Raw genomic sequence first — 18,922 nt, 5'->3', positions numbered from 1 at the left:
GCCCGGGCGGGTGGTCCCTAGGCTCCGGCCATGGGATCACATGTGCGCCACATCACGATCGACTGCGCCGACGCCTACCGGCTGGCCACGTTCTGGGCCGCGGTGCTGGACGCCGAGGTCTCCGACGAGGACGCCCCCGGCGACCCGGAGGCCCTGGTCGAGTCGAAGGGCGGGACGCTGCTGTTCGTCACCGTCCCGGAGCCGAAGGCGCTGAAGAACCGGGTCCATCTGGACATCGTGCCGACGGACCGTACCCGCGACGAAGAGGTGGCGCGCCTGCTGGAACTGGGGGCGACCCTGGTCGCCGACCACCGGGTCCCGGACGGCAGGGGCTGGGTGACGCTCTCGGACCTGGAGGGCAACGAGTTCTGCGTGGAGCGGGGCGAGGCGGAACGCGCGGCGTGAGTCCCGCGAGGCCCCGCGTCCGGTGGCGGAAGCCGGTCACCGTCGGCGCAAGGCTCCCACGTAGACGCCGAGCAGGATCAGGGGTGCCCCCAGGAGCAGGCTCGCCGTCAGGGGTTCGTCGTCCAGCCAGGCCGACAGGAGGACGGTGACGAGGGGGAAGACGACGAAGACGTACGCGGCCCGGGAGGGGCCCCAGGCCCGCACGAGCAGCAGATAGAGCACGAACACCGCCACCGAGCCCGCCAGCACGACATATGCCAGTGCCCACCACGTGGCCGCGCGTTCGGGCAGGATCCACGCGTCGCCGACTGCGCGGGACCCGGCGAAGAGGAGGACCGCGGCGCCCGTCATGCCGACCGCGTTCATCGTGACCGGGTGGACCTTGGGCAGCCGGTGGACCAGGACCGTCGCCTCCGCGAAGGAGAGCACCGCACCGAGCATGGCGAGGAACGACAGCAGCGGGACGGTTCCCTGGAGCGGGGCCCGGGACACGACCGCGACGCCCACGACGGCGAGCAGCGTTCCCAGCGCCGCCCGCAGGCGGAACCTCTCCTGATGCTGGGCCACCGACAGCAGCAGCGCGGCGAGCGGCACCAGCGCCAGGATCGTCTGGCCGAGGCCGGCGTGGATGCGGACGAGTGCGTAGTAGGCCAGGGCGAACGTGACCCCGAAGTTGAGCACCCCGAAGAGCAGTGCCCCGGCCAGTGCCCGGCCGCGCGGCCACTCGAGCCGCATGACGGCCGTGACGAGGAGCAGGACGGCGGCCGCCGCACCGAAGCGCAGGGCTGCGCCCCACAGCGGGTCGAGCTCACGGTTGCTGAAGCGGATACCGACGGCGTTGCCACCGGCGAGGAGGCAGCAGGCGGCGAACGTGGCCAGGACGGCCCTGCTGCCGTCGGTTGCTCGCATGAACGCACCGTAGGACGGGCCGTGGGGCCGCGAGGCGCCGACACTCCAGTCGGCTCCTCGCGGCCGGGCGGGTGGGTCCGCCGGTTGCCGGGCGGGGGGGGTCCGCCGGTTGCCGGGCGGGTGGGTCCGCCCGGCAACCGGACGGCTCAGTCCGCCAGCTCCAGCGCCGGGGTCTCCTTGGTGAGGACCTCGCCCCGGAAGAACGCCGGGCTGCGGCGCTGCATCACGACCATCAGGACGACGCCGAGCAGGAGCAGGCCGACGCCGATGACGAAGACCGAGCCCATGCCGAGGACGGAGGAGCCGGAGCCGTAGGCCGGGTCCCACATGTCGAAGAGCGTCTTGCCGAAGACGGCGGCGAGCATCAGGCCGCCGACGCCGGGCAGCACACCCTTGAAGAACAGGTTGGCGGTCGACCGGCGCAGCTCGTTGCGGAAGAACCAGACGCAGGCGAAGGCCGTGATCGAGTAGTAGAAGCAGATCATCAGGCCGAGGGCGTAGATGGTGTCGACGAGGACGTTCTCGCTCACCAGGCTCATCACGGTGTAGAAGACGCCGGTGGCGACGCCCGCGGCCACGGTCGCGAGACCGGGGGTCTTGAAGCGCGGGTGGACCTTGGCGAACGCCTTCGGCATGGCGTCGTACGTGCTCATCGCGAGCGCGGTGCGGGCGACCGGGATGAAGGTGGTCTGCAGGCTCGCCGCGGCGGACGCGAGGACCGCGACGAAGAGCAGGATGCCCAGCCCCGAGCCCATGACCGGGTCGGCCAGGACGGCGAACACGTTGTCGGAGGTGTCCGGGTTGCCGAGGCCGGTGCCCTGCTCGCCGATTCCGGCGTACATCTGCACGGCGATGGCGACCATCAGGTACGAGGCGACGATGACGACCATGGCGAGCATGGCGGAGCGGCCGGGGGTGCGGGCGCTGCCGACGCTCTCCTCGTTGATGGACAGGCAGGTGTCCCAGCCCCAGTAGATGAAGATCGAGAGGGAGAGTCCGGCGGTGAAGGCGGAGAAGGACTCGACGCTGAAGGGGTTCATCCAGGACAGCGAGAAGTCCAGGGAGCCGGCCACCTCGTCGGACTTCATGACGGCCATGGCCGCGAAGACGACGATGACGGCGAGCTGGAGGCCGACCAGGGCGTACTGGACCCACTTGGTCGCGGTGATGCCGCGGTAGCTGATGGCCGTGGCCACCGCGATGAAGGCGAGCGTCGTGAGGATGTGGACGGCCTTGTTGCCGTCCAGGGCGGCGACGCTTCCGCTGCCCGTGATCTCCCCGGCGGTGAGCCAGAAGAACGATGTGGCGACGCCGGCGAGGTTGGAGAGGACCACGACGGTGGCCACCAGCAGGCCCCAGCCGCACATCCAGCCGATCCTGGGCCCGAAGGCCTTCACCGACCAGGTGAAGGAGGTGCCGCAGTCCGGGACGGCCTTGTTGAGCTCGCGGTACGCGAAGGCCACGAGCAGCATCGGCAGAAAGCCCGCCAGGAAGATCGCGGGCATCTGGAGCCCGACTTCCGAGACGGTCGGGCCGAGGGTGGAGGTCAGGCAGTAAACGGGGGCGACTGTCGAGACGCCGATGACGGCTCCGCCCATCAGGCCGACGGAGTTACCGCCGAGGCCCTTGGTGCGGACACCCCCGTCGGGGGCGCTCCGTACCGTGTCTCCGGCCTGTGGCCGCGCATCGAGCTGAGTCATGAGGAGGACGTTAGGTGCTGCGGTTTCCACATCCGGAAGATCGAGGTCCGGATAACGGGACGGTACCGAGGGTTCGATTCCAAGGTCGGACCGGCCATCTCGCGTCTACTTGAAAGCTGTACGGCCGTCATCGGCAGTGCATCGCGAGGCCGACGACCCCCTTATCCGATATGCGAGAACCGTAGCGACACCCGTTTTGTCCGGTTCCAAATTTTCCCGTCTCATTTTCCGCGCAGTCGTCGCAAGGGCCCGCCGGCCCGGCCTCGGCCCGACCCTCAGCCCGCCCAGACCAGCGACTGGAGCTCGCTGTAGGCATGCAGCGCGTACGAGCCGACGTCCCGGCCCACGCCGCTGCGCCGGAAGCCGCCGAACGGCGCCTCCATGTTCCTGCCGACCGTGTTCACCCCCACCCCGCCCGACCGCAGCCGCCCGGCGACCCGGAAGGCGCGGGCCGTGTCGCCGGAGAAGACGTAGTCGATGAGGCCGTAGTCGCTGTCGCCGGCCAGCGCGAGGCCCTCGTCCTCGTCGTCGAAGGGCATCACGACCACCACGGGCCCGAAGATCTCCTCACGCACGATCCGCATGTCCATCGTGCAGTCGGCGAACAGGGCCGGAGCCACATAGAAGCCCTTGTCGTACGCCGGGCGCCCGCCGCCCGTCACCAGGCGCGCCCCCTCCTTGCGGCCCAGCTCGACGTACGACTCCACGCGGTCCCGGTGCGCCGCCGAGATCACCGGGCCGACGACCGTTGCGGGGTCGGCCGGGTCGCCGATCCGCAGGGCGCGCGCGTAGGCGGCGAGGTCCTCCACCAGCCGGTCGTACACCCCGCGCTGAGCGATCACCCGGGTCGGGGCCGTACAGATCTGGCCGCTGTAGAAGGAGAACGTCGTACCGATCCCGCGCACCGCCGCGCCGAGGTCCGCGTCGTCGAAGACCAGCGCCGCGCCCTTGCCGCCGAGCTCCATGAGCTGGCGCTTCATCGCACGGCCGCAGACCTCCGCGATCCGCTGCCCGACCGCCGTGGAGCCGGTGAAGCTGACCATGTCGACGTCCCCGGACTCCACGGCCGCCTCCCCGACGGCGGGTCCGGAGCCGGTGACCACGTTGACCGTGCCGGGCGGCGCGCCGGCCTCCTGCAGTGCCTCGGCCATCCGGTACACGGACAGCGGGTCCTGCGGGGCCGGCTTCACGACCACCGTGTTGCCCATCGCCAGCGCGGGCGCGACCTTGCCCGCCGGGTTGGCCCACGGATTGTTGTACGAGGTGACGCAGGTGACCACGCCCACCGGGCGGCGTACGGCGACGGCCCCGAGGACGCCGCCCTTCCCCATCGGTCCCGCCGCGGCGACCTGCGGGGGCAGCGCCTGCTCGACCGGCTCCAGCGCGCCCCTGGCGTAGCGGCGGAAGCGCGCCGCGCCGACCCCGACCTGCATGGCGCGCGCGGTCGCCGTCGTCGCGCCGCTCTCGGCGCGCGCCAGCTCCGTGTGCGCCTCCAGGTCGCGCTGCACGAGGGACGCCGCCCGGTCCAGGATCGCGGCGCGCTCCTCCGGCCTCGTACGCGACCAGGCGGCGAACGCCTCCCGGGCGGCGGCCGCCGCGTCCAGCACCTGGGCGCGGCTCGCCTCCGGGGCGAGACCGACGACCTGCTCCGTGGCCGGGTCGATCACCTCGTAGTGACCCCCGTCCGGCTCGACCCACTCACCGCCGATGAACAGCCGCTCCTTCACCGGGTCGACACCGTCCTCGTGTCCCGGCCGGAACGGAGCACCCTGCCCGGTACGGCCCCGGTGACCTGGTCGTCCCGGATCGCCTCCACGCCGTTGACACGGACCGACACGACTCCGATCGCCTTCGCGTCCAGCCGCGGGCTCCTCCCCGGCAGATCGTGCACCAGCTTCGCCGGGCCCGCGTCGATCCGCTCCGGGTCGAAGAGGACGAGGTCCGCGTGGTGGCCCTCGGCGATCCGGCCCCGGTCGCGCAGGCCGAAGAGGCGCGCCGGGTCGTCGGTCAGCATCTTCACCGCCGCCTCCAGCCCGACCAGCTTCCGGCCGCGCAGACAGTCGCCGATGAACCGGGTCGTGTACGGGGCGCCGCACATCCGGTCCAGGTGCGCGCCGGCGTCCGAGCCGCCGAGCAGCACGTCCTCGTGCTGCCACGTCTCGGCGCGCAGCGCCCACGAACCGGGGTCGTTGTCGGTGGGCATCGGCCACAGGACCGTGCGCAGGTCGTCGTTGGCGCAGATCTCGACCAGGCACTGGAACGGGTCCTGGCCCCGCTCGGCGGCGATGTCACGGACGACCCGGCCGGTCTGGCCCGCGTTCTCCCGGGTGTACGTGTCCCCGATGACGTAACGGCCGAAGTCCGCGAGCCGGCGGAAGACGCCGGCCTCCTTCGAGCCGGCCCGCCGCAGCATCTCGGCGCGCACGGCCGGGTCGTGCAGCCTCGCGATCCGCTCCGGGACGGGGAGCGAAAGGATCTCCCCCCAGCCGGGGATCAGATTGAGGGCGCAGAACGTGCCCAGCGACATGTTCATCGGCGTCAGGATCGGCATGGTGAGCGCCACGACCCGGCCACCGGCCTTACGGGCCCGCTCGGACGGCAGCAGCTGTCGGGGGACGCGCTCGGGGACGGCGGCGTCGATGGTGAGCACGTTCCAGTTCAGCGGCCGCCCGGCGGCGGCGCTCATCTCGACCAGCAGCTCGATCTCGTCGTCCTCGAACCGGTCGAGACAGCCCGCGACGATCGCCTCCAGCTGCGTCCCCTCGTGCTCGCCGACCGCCCGCGACAGGGCGAGCAGCTCGTCCGGCAGGGCGTGCCGGGAGGCGACGGGCCTGCCGTCGCCGTCGGAGTGGGTCGACGACCGGGTCGTCGACAGCCCCCAGGCGCCGGCGTCCATCGCGTCGTGCAGGAGCGCCACCATCTGCCCGAGCTGCGCCTCCGTCGGCCGCCCGCCGATCGCGTCCGGTCCCATCACATGCCGGCGCAGGGCGCAGTGACCCACCATGAACCCCGCGTTGACGGCCGTGCGGCCGTCGAGGGCGTCCAGATACTCGCCGAAGGTGTGCCAGTTCCAGGGCGCGCCCTCCTCGAGCGCCACCAGGGACATGCCCTCCACCTTCGACATCATCCGCCGCGTGTAGTCCGCGTCGCCGGGCCGCTCCGGGTTGAGGGGGGCGAGCGTGAAGCCGCAGTTGCCGGCGGCGACGGTCGTCACTCCGTGGTTCAGGGACGGGGTGGCGTAGGGGTCCCAGAACAACTGGGCGTCGTAGTGCGTGTGCGGATCGACGAACCCGGGGGCGAGGACGAGCCCGGTGGCGTCCTCCGTGGTCGCCGCGCGTGGCCCGCGCCCCGGCTCGGCGACGACGGCGATCCGGCCGTCCGGGCCGATCCCGACGTCCCCCGGGTATCCGGGGGCGCCGGTGCCGTCGACGACGGTCGCGTTACGGATGAGGTGGGCGAGCATGGGGTCCCCTTCTGCGGCTTGCCGCGTGGGCGCGGCGCGGACGGGTGGTGCGGTCCGTGGTGCGGCCCGGGCGGAGCGCGCGGCGGCCGGCCGCGACCGCGCTGCGCGCTCCGACCGGGCCGGTACGGGCGGCGGTCCGGGAAGACGCCGTCCGTGTTCGCAGGGAACAAGCCCGCCGCAGGCGCACCCCCGTCACCCCGCCCCCGCCCCCCGGAACCTCGTCGTCCGGTGGACCGGGTCCGTGTCGATCTGCGGGATCACATGCTCGCCGATCAGCCGGATCGTCGTCATCGTGTCCTCGTACGACACCCCGATCGGCAGCCCGAAGGACAGCTGGTCCGCCCCCGCCTGCTCCCACCGTTTGCACTGCTGCAGCACCTCCCCGGGGTCGCCGCAGATCATCAGCTCCTCCGCGATCAGCAGCTCGATGATCTCCGCCGTGTACTCCGGCAGCAGTTCGGGCCACCGGGGCACGCCCTCCGGCCGCGGGAAGGTGTCGTGGTAGCGGAACAGCAGCGACTGGAGGTAGTTGAGGCCGCCGGAGACCGCGATCTCGACCGCTTTGTCGTGCGTCTCGGCGCAGATCGCCGTCGACGTCACCATCACGTTGTCGTTGACGAACGCGCCGACCGCCTTCGCGTCCTTCACGGCCGTCTTGTACGACTCGAGGACCCACTCCATGTCGGAGACCTTCTGGACGCTGAAGCCCAGCACCCCGAGACCCTTCCTGCCGGCCATGGCGTACGAGGACGGGGATCCGGCGGCGTACCACATGGGCGGGTGGGCGGGCCCGTACGGCTTCGGGAGGACCTTCCGCGGGGGCAGGGACCAGTGCTTGCCCTGGAATCCGACGTACTCGTCCTGCAGCCACATCTTCGGGAACTCGGCGATCGTCTCTTCCCAGAGCTCCTTGGTGTGGTTCATGTCGGTGATGCCCGGCATGAACCCGAGGATCTCGTGCGATCCGGCGCCCCGCCCGGAGCCGAACTCGAAGCGTCCCTCGGAGAGATGGTCGAGCATCGCGACCTTCTCGGCGACCTTGACCGGGTGGTTGACCGGGGCCAGCGGGTTGAAGATGCCGGACCCCAGGTGGATCCGCTCCGTGGCGTGCGCGAGGTAGCCGAGGAAGACGTCGTTGGCCGACAGATGGGAGTACTCGTCCAGGAAGTGGTGCTCGGAGGCCCAGGCGTACTTGAACCCGGACTTGTCCGCCTGGATGACGTACTCGGTCTCCTCCATCAGCGCCTTGTGCTCGGCGAGCGGGTCGGTCTCGGCGCGCTTGCCGAGGTATCCCTGAACAAAGAGTCCGAATTCCAAGGGGTTCCACCGCCTTATCGGTTCCGTCTGCTCCGCTTCCCGCCGGACCGCTCAACTGACGCACCGTCAGGTTTGGATGTGGTCGACTGTTCCACCGGGCGCCTGCCCCGTCAATACCTGACGAGGCGTCAGAGGATGCTGACGCCCGCCAGCCACCCGCCGTCGATCACGAACGGCTGGCCGGTGATGTACGAGGAGTCCTCGCCGGTCAGGAAGAGCGCGAGCCGGGCGACCTCCGCCGCCTGCCCGACCCGGCCGAGCGGCACCAGCGTGCGGTACAGGCCCTCGACGGCGTCCCGGTCCGTGCCCTCGGGGTTGCTCATCGGCGTGTCCACGGCCCCGGGACACACGGCGTTGACCCGGATGCGCTTCGGCGCGAGCTCCAGCGCCGCCACCCTCGTCAGGCCGAGGATCGCGTGCTTGGAGGCGGCGTAGGCGCCGACGCCGGCCATGCCGGTGAGCGCCGTGTACGAGGCGGTGTTGACGATCGTGCCGCCGCCCGCCGCCTCGATCTCGGGGGCGACGCTTCGGATGCCGAGGAAGGTGCCCACCTGATTGACCTGCGTGACGAGCTGGAACTCCTCCAGCGGGGTGGACACCAGCTCGTTGAAGCGCAGGATGCCCGCGTTGTTGACGAGGCCGTCGATCTTCCCGAAGGCGTCCTTCGCGGCGGCGACGGCAGCCGTCCAGTCGGCCTCGCGGCCCACGTCGAGATGGACGTAGAGCCCGCCGACCTCCTTGGCGAGCGGTTCGCCGAGCTCGTCGAGCACGTCCGCCAGGACCACCTTCGCGCCTTCCGCCGCGAAGAGCCTGGCCTCCTGCTCGCCCTGTCCGCGCGCCGCGCCCGTGACGAGGACGACGCGTCCGTCCAGCTTGCCCATGTCTGCTCTCCCTGGTCGGTCAAACGGCTGTCGGTCGTCGGTCCTCAGTCGAGGTGCGGGACCACGTCGGCGGCGAACGCCGCCATCTGGTCGGTGAGTTCGGTGACGTTCCGGCTGCGGAACCGGACCTGGATCTGGTCCACGCCCATCGCCGGGTAGGCGCGCAGCGACTCGGCCAGCGCCTGCGGCTTGCCGGTGAGCGTGCGGCGGCCGGTGGGCCGGGCCGGTTCGCCGACGTGGAGCGGTTCGGTGATGGCGCCGACCGTGAACGGGTCCTCGATCCCGGCCGCCTCCCGCAGGGCGCGCACCTTAGCGATCTGTGCCGGGAGCCTGTCGCGGGGGTCGCCCTGCGGCAGCCAGCCGTCGCCCTTGAGCGCGGCCCGGCGCACGGCGGCGGGCGACGAACCGCCGACCCAGAGCGGGACGCGGGCCTGGGCGGGTCGCGGCCGCTGGCCCAGGTCCTTGAAGGAGTACCGCTCCCCGCTGAACTCCGGATACTCGTCGGGGCCCAGCGCCGCCCGCAGCGCGTCGACGCTCTCGTCGAGCACGGCGCCGCGCCCGTCGAAGTCGGCCCCCAGGGCGTCGAACTCCTCGCGTACGTGCCCGGCTCCGACGCCGAGGAGCAGCCGCCCGCCGGAGAGGTGGTCGAGGGTCGCGTACTGCTTGGCGGTCACCAGTGGGTGCCGCAGTCCGACGACCGCGACGTGACTCAGCAGCCCTACCCGTTCGGTCACGCCGGCGAGGAACGCGAGCGTGGCCACCGGGTCGTACCAGACGGTGGACATCGCGTCCGCGAGACGCCGCGGGATGGCGACGTGGTCGCAGACGGCGACGTACGCGAAGCCGGTGCGGTCCGCGGTGCGGGCGATCTCGGCGAGCTCGCCCGGACCGGCTCCGGCCTCCCATGGTTCCGCGTAGAGGGTGCTCTGCGACTGGACCGGAAGCTGCATCCCGTACGCCACCATCGCGACCCCTCCGACCTGACGACCCGTCACATCCTGACGGGGCCATCGTCACCGCCCGCCCCACAACAGGCAAGGGGTACGCGGGCGGGAGCTCAGCCCAGCAGCGCGTACACCGTCGACGCCCGGGCCGCCGGTTCCTGCGTGCCCTCGGCGGTCATGGTGATGTCGGCGAAGGCCATGCGCCTGCCGAGCCTGGTGATCTGCGCGTCGACGAGGACGTCGGCGCCGGCGACCGCGCGCATGAAGCTCGTCGACTGCTGGACGGTGGTCATGGGGACGAAGCCGCCGCGCGCCGAGGACACGGCGATCACGGTCGCGGTGTCGGCGGCGGCCATCAGCGCCTGCCCGCTCAGCGCGCCGCCCTCCCGGGCCAGCCGGTCGGTCCAGGGCAGCCGCAGCACGGCATGGAGCTCGCCCGTCTCCTGGACGGACAGCCCGAGTTCGAGCACCCAGGGGGCGAAGTTGTCGGCGAGGATCTTGTCGGCTGCGGCGATGGTGAGCGTCATGCCCCGATGGTGCCGGGCCGCAGCGCGCCGCGGTAGCGGCCCAGCCCATAGAGGCGAGGCACCTTCATGGGGGGATTCCGCCACTCGTGTCGAGACGGACCACTACGCCGAGTATCGACTGCCCCGCAGCGCGAGGGAGGCGCATCATGACGGTGATGCCGGAACGCCCGACGACAGACGGCACCGGCCCCCGCCGCTTCGAGGAGCTGTGCGAAGCCCTCGACGAGCTGAACGCGCCCGACGGCTTCAATGCCGAGATCATCAGGGGGAACATCGTCGTCTCACCATGGTCGAAGGCGTACTACCTCGACGTCATGGATCCGGTCTGCGACCAGCTGCGCCCCTGCCTCCCGGAGGGCCACCGGATCAGCTCCGCCCCCGCACTGTACGTGTTTCCCGGCGTTGAGCGGGCGTACGGTCCCGACGTCCACGTCTACTGGGCGCCGACCACCAAGGGATACGCCTCCCACCTCACTGTGCCGTTCGGCGAAAAGATCCACATCCCCGCTCCGTTCGACTGCCACTTCGACACGACCGGGTTCCAGGCACCCGCCCAGGACTGACGGCGCGAGGCGGACCTCACGGCCCCGCCCACAGCCCGTCGGCCGTCAGTCCCAGCAGGTCGATCGCGTTGCCGCGGACGATCCGTTCGACCACCTCCGCCGGCAGGTGGCCCATCTGGGACTCGCCGACCTCCTTCGACTTGGGCCAGGTGGAGTCCGAGTGCGGGTAGTCCGTCTCGTAGAGGACGTTGCCCACGCCGATCGCGTCGAGGTTCCGCAGGCCGAACGCGTCGTCGAAGAAGCAGCCGTAGACGTGTTCCGCGAAGAGTTCGGACGGCGGCCGGGTGACCTTGCCGGCGACGCCGCCCCAGGCCCGGTTCTCCTCCCAGACCACGTCGGCGCGTTCGAGGATGTACGGGATCCAGCCGATCTGGCCCTCCGCGTACATGACCCGGAGGCCCGGGAAGCGCTCGAACTTGCCGCTCATCAGCCAGTCGACCATCGAGAAGCAGCAGTTGGCGAAGGTGATGGTCGAGCCGACGGCCGGCGGGGCGTCCGCCGAGGTGGACGGCATCCGGCTGGACGAGCCGATGTGCATGGCGACGACCGTGCCGGTCTCGGCGCACGCGGCGAGGAACGGGTCCCAGTCGTCGGTGTGGATCGAGGGCAGCCCGAGGTGCGGGGGTATCTCGGAGAAGGCGACGGCGCGCACCCCGCGCGCCGCGTTGCGGCGGACCTCCGCGGCGGCCAGTTCCGCGTCCCACAGCGGGACGAGGGTCAGCGGCACGAGCCGGCCCCGGGCCTCGGGGCCGCACCACTCCTCCACCATCCAGTCGTTGTAGGCCCGCACGCACAGCAGCCCGAGTTCACGGTCGGCGGCCTCGGTGAAGGTCTGGCCGCAGAAGCGGGGGAAGGTCGGGAAGCAGAGCGCGGACGTGACGTGGTTGACGTCCATGTCGGCGAGGCGGTCGGGGACACTGTACGAGCCGGGGCGCATCTGCTCGTAGGTGATGATCTCCAGCCTGATCTCGTCGCGGTCGTGGCCGACGGCGGTGTCGAGCCGGGTGAGCGGCCGGTGCAGGTCCTCGTACACCCACCAGTCGCCGACCGGCCCTTCGTCGCCGGGTGCGCCCATGACGGGGGCGAACCTGCCGCCCAGGAAGGTCATTTCCTTCAGCGGCGCGCGGACGATGCGCGGGCCGGTGTCGCGGTACTTCGACGGGAGCCGGTCCCGCCAGACGCCGGGCGGCTCCACCGTGTGGTCGTCCACCGAGATGATCTTGGGGAAGGTCTCCATGGTTTCACGGTAGCGCCGACCTGACGAGCCGTCAGCTATCCGTACGGGTTCCGTCGGCCCCCACCCGCTATGAATCGCGCGTATACATGCTGTGTATAGTCACGACGCGTACGGACGACCACCGGCCCCGGCCGCATTCCGTACGTCCGGCACACCGCCGCGCACCCGCGCACCCGCGCCACCCACGAACGGGGAGACTCGCCATGCCCTCAAGGACGTCCAGAACCCGGCTCCGGGTTGTCCCGGCCCTCGCCACTGCGGCGGTGCTCACACTCGCGCTCTCCGGCTGCTCCGCCGACAGGACCTCCCCCGCGGACGCCCGCTCCGAGGCCGCCGAGTCCGGCGCCTCCGGGTCCGACGGCAAGCCGCTCGCGAGCGGACAGGGCGGCGGCGCGGGCTCGGCGCCCGCCGTCGACTGCGAGAAGGCCAAGTGCATCGCGCTCACCTTCGACGCCGGGCCCGGCAAGGACACCCCGGAGCTGCTGGACATCCTCAAGAAGGAGAAGGTGCACGCCACCTTCTTCCTCCTCGGCAGGAACCACGTGCTCAAGTACCCCGACGTGGTGCGCCGCCTCGCCGCGGAGGGTCACGAGGTGGCCAACCACACCTGGACGCACCAGCGGCTCGACAAGCTCGACGAGGAGGAGATACGCGAGGAACTGGGCCGCACCCAGGACGCCATAGCGGAGGTGACCGGCGAGAAGCCGCGGCTGATGCGCCCGCCCCAGGGCCGCACCGACGACGAGGTCACGGCGGTCAGCAAGGAGCTCGGTCTCTCCCAGGTCCTGTGGAGCGCCACCGCCAAGGACTACTCGACCACCGACAGCGCCCTCATCGAGAAGCGCATCCTCGACCAGGCCGGGCGCGACGGCATCATCCTGCTGCACGACATCTACGACGGAACCGTTCCCGCCGTTCCGGGCATCATCTCCGAACTGAAGAACCGCGGTTACACCTTCGTCACGGTCCCCGAGCTGCTCTCACCGGCCGCGCCCGAGCCAGGAACCGTGTATCGCCCCTGATCAGAGCGGTCCGGGCGATCGGAAGGGCGGGCGGCAGAGCGGGCCGCCCCGCTGCTGACGCGGCCGCCCCCAACAAGGCAGACTGTCGAGGGCGATTCCGGCAGTACCGGCAGGGGGCAGCTATGGACCGTGACAGCGGGCCACGCGTACCGAACCAGCGCGCTCCGCTCACGAGCGAAGAGGACGAGCTCCACTTCAGCGTGCTCGGACCGGTACGGGTGCGGCGGGGCGGAGAGACCCTGCCGCCCGGCTCGCCGCAGCAGCGTGCCCTGCTGGTCGCACTGCTGCTCCGCGACGGGCGCACCGCCACCGCCCACGAACTCATCGACGCGATCTGGGGCGAACAGCCGCCGTCGCAGGCCCTCGCCGCCGTCCGCACCTATGCCTCCCGCCTGCGCAAGGCGCTCACCGCCGACACCCTGGTCAGCGAGTCGGGCGGTTACGCGCTGCGCATCCGGCGGGACGCCCTCGACCTCGCCGTCGCGGAGGAGCTCGCGACGGAGGCGTACAAGGTGCAGGCGGCGGGCGACCGCGCCCAGGCGCGCGCCCTGCTCAACAAGGTGCTCGGCCTGTGGGACGGCGAGCCGCTGGCCAACGTCCCGGGACCGTACGCGGAGAACCAGCGGACCCGGCTCGTGGAGTGGGGTCTGCAACTGCTGGAGACCCGGCTCGACATCGACCTCGAGGTCGGCCGCCACGCGGAGGCCGTCTCCGAGCTGACGGCCCTCACCGCGAGCCACCCGCTGCGGGAGCGGCTGCGCGAGCTGCTGATGCTCGCGCTGTACCGCAGCGGCCGGCAGGCCGAGGCGCTCGCGGTCTACGCCGACACCCGCCGGCTGCTCGCCGACGAACTGGGCGTCGACCCGCGGCCCGAGCTGTCCGACCTCCAGCAGCGCATCCTGCGGGCCGACGCCGAACTGGCCCGCTCCAGCGAGGAGCCCGCGCCCGCCCCGCAGAACACCCGGCCCGCCCAACTGCCCGCGACGGTCCCCGACTTCACCGGCCGGCTGTCCTTCGTGGGCGAGCTCGGCAGTCGGCTCACCAGCGCGGAGGGCTCGGTCATGGCGGTCTCCGCCCTCGCCGGCATCGGCGGCGTCGGCAAGACGACGCTCGCCGTCCACGTGGCCCACCAGGCCCGCAAGCACTTCCCGGACGGGCAGCTGTACGTGGACCTCCAGGGCACCAGCAGCCGGGCCGCGGAACCGGAGACCGTCCTCGGCGCGTTCCTGCGCGCGCTGGGCACCGCCGACTCCGCCATCCCGGACACGCTGGACGAGCGAGCGGCGCTGTACCGCTCGGCGCTGGACGGCCGGCGGATCCTCGTCCTGCTCGACAACGCCCGCGACGCCGCCCAGGTCCGGCCGCTGCTGCCCGGCACCGAGGGCTGCGCCGCACTGATCACCAGCCGGGTGCGGATGGTCGACCTGGCGGGCGCGCACCTGGTGGACCTGGACGTGATGTCCCCCGAGGAGGCGCTGCAGCTCTTCACCCGGATCGTCGGCGCCGAACGCGTCGGCGCGGAACGGAAGGCGGCGCTGGACGTGGTCGCGGCGTGCGGTTTCCTGCCGCTGGCGATCCGTATCGCCGCCTCGCGGCTGGCGGCCCGCCGCACCTGGACCGTGTCGGTCCTCGCGGCCAAGCTCGCCGACGAGCGGCGCAGGCTGGACGAGCTCCAGGCGGGCGACCTCGCGGTGAAGGCCACGTTCGAGCTCGGCTACGGGCAGCTGGAGCCGGCCCAGGCCCGCGCGTTCCGTCTGCTGGGCCTCGCGGACGGCCCCGACATCTCGCTCGCCGCGGCCGCCGCCGTACTCGAGCTGCCGCCGCACGCGACGGAGGACCTGCTGGAGGCGCTGGTCGACACGTCCCTGGTGGAGTCGGCGGCCCCCGGCAGGTACCGCTACCACGACCTGGTGCGCCTCTACGCGCGTGCATGCGCGGAGCGGGACGAGTCCCCGGAGGCGAGGGAAGCCGCCGTCTCCCACCTGCTGGACTTCTATCTGGCGACGGCGGCCCGGGTCTTCGCCATGGAGCGGCCCGGCGACCGGCTCGTGGTCCATCTGGAGCCGACGGGTGACGCCGGGCTCGAGTTCGCGCATCTCGACGACGCCCAGGACTGGCTCTACGCGGAGGCCCACTGCCTCCTGGCCTGCGCCCGGCAGGCGTCCCCCGGACCGCAGTTGCGGCGGGCGGTGGATCTGCTCTGGGCCGTGCAGAACCTGGCCGAGTCGGGAGCGAACTCGAAGGTCTACGAGTCCGTGGCCTGCGGCGCGGTCGAGGCGGCACGGGCCGCCGGCGACACCCGCACCGAGGGCCGGGCGCGCACGTCGATGACGAACGTCCATCTCGTGGCGGGCCGTTACGACGACGCGGACGAGGAGGCCGCCCAGGCGGCGGTCCTGGCCCGCTCGGTGAGCGACCCGGCGCCGGTCTACTGGTCGGACAACGACCGGGGGATCATCGCGTTCAACCAGGGGCGCCACGCCGAGGCGGAGGAGCATCTGCGGCGGGCGATGGAGGGGTCGCGGGCGGACGGCAACCTGCCGGGCGAGGCCAGCGCCCTGTGCAATCTGTCCCGTATCCACGTCGTCACCGACCGCCCGGACGAGGCCATCGCCCTGGCCCGGGAGGGTGTGGCGCTGTACGACCGGATCGGCCACGCGCTGCGGCTGGCCAATGCCCGGTACGCCCTGGGCATCGCGCTGACGGGCGCCGGCCGGCCCGCGGACGCCCTGGAGGAGCTGCACACCGCGCTCAACCTGTTCGAGGCGAACCGGCAGCGCCTGTGGGAGGGCACCACGCACTTCCGGATCGCCCAGGCCCATCTCGCCGCCGGCCGCCCCGCCCAGGCGGCCCAGCACGCGGAACAGGCGCTCGCGATGGGCTGCATCGGCGGCGACCGTACCCGCGGCAACACTCTGATCACGCTCGGCCGGGCGCTGGAAAGCCTCGGCCAGGCCGACCGGGCGCGCGCGTGCTGGCGCGAGGCGCTCCTGCTGCTCGAAGAGTCCGGCGCGGTCGAGGCCGAGGAGGCCCGGCAGCTGCTCACCACTGGACTCAGGGCGGCCTGAGCCGCCGGGAAAAGCGCGGGCCAGGGCGTTCATCGATTGTTTATGCTCGTCCGACACTCTCAGAGGTGTTCGGTCCGACGCGTCGGGGGGCCAACTGGACCGGGTACCCGGCCTTCTGCCCGGAGGCCATCGGGGGAGTCTCTGGGCGGAAGGCCATCTTCAGCCACGTCGGTCGATCCCAACGGGGGACAGAACATGAGCAGCACCGAGAAGAGCGACGAGCAGATCACCACCATGGGCGACCACCACTCGCCCGTCCCGCCCGCCGACGGGATCACGACCCTGGGCGACCACCACTCGCCGGCGCCGCCCGCCGACGGGGTCACGACGCTCGGCGACCACCACTCGCCGGTGCCGCCGGCCGACGGCACCGCCATCACGACGATGGGCGACCACCACTCGCCCGCTCCGCCGAAGGGCTGACACGACCAACAACGACGGGGAACGGCCGCGGCGGCGCGGAGGGGGAGCCGCCGCGGCCGTGGCATGTCCGGTGACACCCCTAGCCGGCCATGTGACTTGACGCACACCACGACACGGCGTCAACAAAGTCACTGTTCGGACAAAACCAAAAGGATCTCAGGCAGAAACGCAGCACAACCACTCGATCGCAGTGTGTACTTGGGCGCGTCCGCCCTCAACGGACCACATTCCCTGCCTTGCTGAGGTCCATATCGATGATCGAGATACCCGAGCTGGCCGCCGGCGGCCTGGCCGCCGGGACGCTGGCCGCCTTCGCCCTGGGCGGCGGACTGCTGCGCTCCCGCCGGGAACGGGACCGGCAGCGCACCGAGATCGAGACGCTGCGCGGCCGGCTCGACGCCTCCCGTGACGAACTCGCCGGGGCCACCGCCGCGTTCGCCGCCGAGGTCGAGCACCTGGCCGCGAAGCGCATGCCCGCGGAGGCGACCCGCTGCGCCCATCCGCACGTACAGGTCCCCGGACCGCTCGGCCCCGCCGGCGCGGGGACGGACTCGGTCCTCGAGGTCCTGCGCACGGCGATCGCCCAGGAGCGCAAACGGGTCGACGCCGCCGCCCGCGCCGGTATGCGCGGCACCACCCGGGAGATCCAGGCCGGTCTCTACCGGCTCCAGGACGTGCTGCACGGACTCCAGCAGCGCTACGACGACCCCGAACTCGCCCAGACCCTGTTCGCGCTCGACCACGAGAACGAGCAGTCCCTGCGCCGCGCGCAGGTCGCCGCCGTGGTCTGCGGCGCCTGGGTCGGGCTCGCCCGCGAGGAGTCGCACCTCGTCGACGCCGTCACCGGCGGCCAGGCCCGGCTCGTCGGCTACCACCGCGTACAGGTGCACCACCATCTCGAGCCTGGCACCGCGCTGGTGTCGCACGCCGTGGAGCCGGTCGCCATCATCGTGGCCGAGCTGCTCGACAACGCGCTGCGCCACTCGTCGCCGGACACGGGCGTCGTGGTGAACCTCGAACGCGTCCACCACGGCGTCACCGTGACCATCGACGACGCGGGCGTCGGCATGGCCCCCGACGAACGCGCCGACGCGCAGCGGATGGTGGCCGGCACCGACCCGATCCTGCTGTCCGAGCTCGGCGACCCGCCGCGGATGGGGCTCGCCGCGATCGGCCAGCTCACCCGGCAGTTCGACCTCTCCGTCGACCTGTCGACGCCCTCGCCCTACGGGGGCGTCCGCGCGGTCCTGCTGGTCAAGAACCATCTGCTGTCCCACATCGACCCCGTGCTCCACCCGCCCGCCGCGAGCGCCGCCCCCTCCACCCGGCGGCCCGAGGCCCAGGAGCAGGAGCCGCGGCCCGACCAGATCCACCAGGGCCGCGCCCCGCAGGAGGACGAGCCGGTACGCCCGTCCCCGGCCCCGTACGAACCCGCCCGCACACCGGCCCCCTCCGTGCCCGAGCAGGAACCCGAGCACGAGCACCAGCACCGGCAGGCCCCCGACCCCGGCCCCGACGGCGAGGTGCTCCCGCAGCGCCGCCGCCGCGTCCGCACCCGGCCGCAGACCGACGCCCCGGCGCCCAAGCGGCCCGCCCGCACGCCCGAGGAGTCCGCCGCGGCCCTCGGAGCCCTGCAGTCCGCCACCAACGCGGCCCGCGAGGCCGCCGCCACCGAAGGGAACGACCCCAGATGAACAGCCGCGAGACGGGCGACACGGCCTGGGTGCTCGACCCCATCCTCGAGATCCCCCACGTACGGGCCGCCGTGCTGCTCACCAGGGACGGTCTGGTCTCCGGGTTCTCCGCGGCGCTCGCCCAGGACTCCGCCGAACGCGTCGCCGCGATCACGTCCACCGTGCAGGGCGCCTGCCGCACCGCGGCCGCCGCGTTCGCCGACGCCTCCGCCGCCCAGCTGCGCCAGGTCGTCATCGAGTCCGACCACGGCTACATCCTGGTGGCGCCCACGGACCACGGGACCTGCGTCGCCGCGTACGGCGGACCCGAGGTGCGGCTCGACCTCCTGGGCCACCGGGTCCACTCGCAGGTCGCGCGACTCGGTGAGAAGGCGATGGCCGCCGCCCCGCGCGACGGCGTCTCTCCCGTATGACCGGCCGCCGGAGCGGCCGGCCGCTGGTCCCCGCCTACCTCTCCACCGGAGGCGTGGCCCGGCCCAGCCGCAACAGCCTGGAGCGCCTGTCCGTGCTGACCGGCACGGGCGGGCCCGCGCCCGCGGGGCTGCCCGCGGCCCAGCACGCCCTGCTCGGCGCGCTGGACGGCGGGTCGCTGACCGTGGTGGAGAGCGCGGCCGTGCTCCGGCTGCCGGTCTCCGCACTGCGGGTGCTCGCCGCAGCCCTGATCGACCAGGGACTGGTGAGCGCGCGCCCGCCCGTACCCTCCGCCGCCCCGCCCGACCGTGACCTGTTGAAGAGAGTGGCCGATGGCCTCCGCGCCCTCAAGCTCTGA

General features: G+C 72.3%; 16 protein-coding genes and 1 pseudogene. 8 read left to right on the top strand and 9 right to left on the bottom strand.

Going from position 1 to position 18,922, the window contains the following annotated elements; genetic code table 11:
- Positions 1 to 30 precede the first annotated feature (30 nt).
- Positions 31 to 402: pseudogene (locus tag ACFYOP_RS06975) on the top strand (VOC family protein); the annotation flags it as partial.
- A 39-nt stretch (positions 403 to 441) separates the two neighbouring features.
- Here ACFYOP_RS06975 and ACFYOP_RS06970 read toward each other — a convergent pair.
- The 8 genes from ACFYOP_RS06970 to ACFYOP_RS06935 form a co-directional block, all read right to left on the bottom strand.
- Positions 442 to 1,314, bottom strand: a complete 873-nt coding sequence (locus ACFYOP_RS06970) for an EamA family transporter (RefSeq protein WP_356899246.1) — start codon at positions 1,312 to 1,314, stop codon at positions 442 to 444.
- 146 nt (positions 1,315 to 1,460) lie between these two features.
- Entirely contained in the window at positions 1,461 to 3,014 is a 1,554-nt protein-coding gene (locus ACFYOP_RS06965) for an APC family permease (RefSeq protein WP_356899152.1), read from the bottom strand.
- A gap of 275 nt (positions 3,015 to 3,289) precedes the next feature.
- Complete coding sequence (locus ACFYOP_RS06960) at positions 3,290 to 4,741, bottom strand: aldehyde dehydrogenase family protein (protein ID WP_356899151.1); 1,452 nt, start codon at positions 4,739 to 4,741, stop codon at positions 3,290 to 3,292.
- Positions 4,738 to 6,477 carry a D-aminoacylase gene (locus tag ACFYOP_RS06955; RefSeq protein ID WP_356899150.1) on the bottom strand — a complete coding sequence of 580 codons (1,740 nt, stop codon included), beginning with the start codon at positions 6,475 to 6,477 and terminating at the stop codon, positions 4,738 to 4,740. Before ACFYOP_RS06955 ends, ACFYOP_RS06960 begins: the two co-directional genes overlap by 4 nt.
- A gap of 192 nt (positions 6,478 to 6,669) precedes the next feature.
- Complete coding sequence (locus ACFYOP_RS06950; protein ID WP_356899149.1) at positions 6,670 to 7,794, bottom strand: LLM class flavin-dependent oxidoreductase; 1,125 nt, start codon at positions 7,792 to 7,794, stop codon at positions 6,670 to 6,672.
- Positions 7,795 to 7,922: 128 nt separating this feature from the next.
- Positions 7,923 to 8,675, bottom strand: a complete 753-nt coding sequence (locus ACFYOP_RS06945; protein ID WP_356899148.1) for a glucose 1-dehydrogenase — start codon at positions 8,673 to 8,675, stop codon at positions 7,923 to 7,925.
- A gap of 44 nt (positions 8,676 to 8,719) precedes the next feature.
- Entirely contained in the window at positions 8,720 to 9,640 is a 921-nt protein-coding gene (locus ACFYOP_RS06940) for an LLM class F420-dependent oxidoreductase (protein WP_356899147.1), read from the bottom strand.
- A gap of 92 nt (positions 9,641 to 9,732) precedes the next feature.
- Complete coding sequence (locus tag ACFYOP_RS06935; RefSeq protein WP_356899146.1) at positions 9,733 to 10,146, bottom strand: PaaI family thioesterase; 414 nt, start codon at positions 10,144 to 10,146, stop codon at positions 9,733 to 9,735.
- 146 nt (positions 10,147 to 10,292) lie between these two features.
- Between ACFYOP_RS06935 and ACFYOP_RS06930 the strand changes: the two genes are divergently transcribed.
- Entirely contained in the window at positions 10,293 to 10,709 is a 417-nt protein-coding gene (locus ACFYOP_RS06930; protein ID WP_356899145.1) for a hypothetical protein, read from the top strand.
- A 16-nt stretch (positions 10,710 to 10,725) separates the two neighbouring features.
- On the opposite strand, the gene ACFYOP_RS06925 is transcribed toward ACFYOP_RS06930, so the two are convergent.
- The gene (locus tag ACFYOP_RS06925; protein WP_356899144.1) at positions 10,726 to 11,946 is read right to left on the bottom strand and encodes an amidohydrolase family protein; all 1,221 of its coding nucleotides are present in this window, start codon (positions 11,944 to 11,946) and stop codon (positions 10,726 to 10,728) included.
- Positions 11,947 to 12,149: 203 nt separating this feature from the next.
- On the opposite strand from ACFYOP_RS06925, the gene ACFYOP_RS06920 reads away from it, so the two are divergent.
- The 6 genes from ACFYOP_RS06920 to ACFYOP_RS06895 all read left to right on the top strand — a co-directional run bounded on the left by ACFYOP_RS06920 (position 12,150) and on the right by ACFYOP_RS06895 (position 18,922).
- Entirely contained in the window at positions 12,150 to 12,968 is an 819-nt protein-coding gene (locus tag ACFYOP_RS06920; protein WP_356899143.1) for a polysaccharide deacetylase family protein, read from the top strand.
- Between the two features lie 122 nt (positions 12,969 to 13,090).
- Positions 13,091 to 16,036 (top strand): BTAD domain-containing putative transcriptional regulator, encoded by a 2,946-nt coding sequence (locus ACFYOP_RS06915; protein ID WP_356899142.1) that lies wholly within the window; start codon positions 13,091 to 13,093, stop codon positions 16,034 to 16,036.
- A gap of 195 nt (positions 16,037 to 16,231) precedes the next feature.
- Entirely contained in the window at positions 16,232 to 16,459 is a 228-nt protein-coding gene (locus ACFYOP_RS06910; RefSeq protein WP_356899141.1) for a hypothetical protein, read from the top strand.
- A 254-nt stretch (positions 16,460 to 16,713) separates the two neighbouring features.
- The gene (locus tag ACFYOP_RS06905; protein ID WP_356899140.1) at positions 16,714 to 18,153 is read left to right on the top strand and encodes an ATP-binding protein; all 1,440 of its coding nucleotides are present in this window, start codon (positions 16,714 to 16,716) and stop codon (positions 18,151 to 18,153) included.
- Complete coding sequence (locus ACFYOP_RS06900; protein WP_356899139.1) at positions 18,150 to 18,566, top strand: roadblock/LC7 domain-containing protein; 417 nt, start codon at positions 18,150 to 18,152, stop codon at positions 18,564 to 18,566. The genes ACFYOP_RS06905 and ACFYOP_RS06900 overlap by 4 nt, the downstream gene beginning before the upstream one ends.
- Complete coding sequence (locus ACFYOP_RS06895; protein WP_356899138.1) at positions 18,563 to 18,922, top strand: DUF742 domain-containing protein; 360 nt, start codon at positions 18,563 to 18,565, stop codon at positions 18,920 to 18,922. Before ACFYOP_RS06900 ends, ACFYOP_RS06895 begins: the two co-directional genes overlap by 4 nt.

The organism is Streptomyces sp. NPDC006294 (assembly GCF_042870895.1).
Classification (GTDB): Bacteria; Actinomycetota; Actinomycetes; order Streptomycetales; family Streptomycetaceae; genus Streptomyces.
The sequence above is the reverse complement of the archived record's forward strand: the minus strand, read 5'-3'. Positions and strand labels throughout refer to the sequence as shown.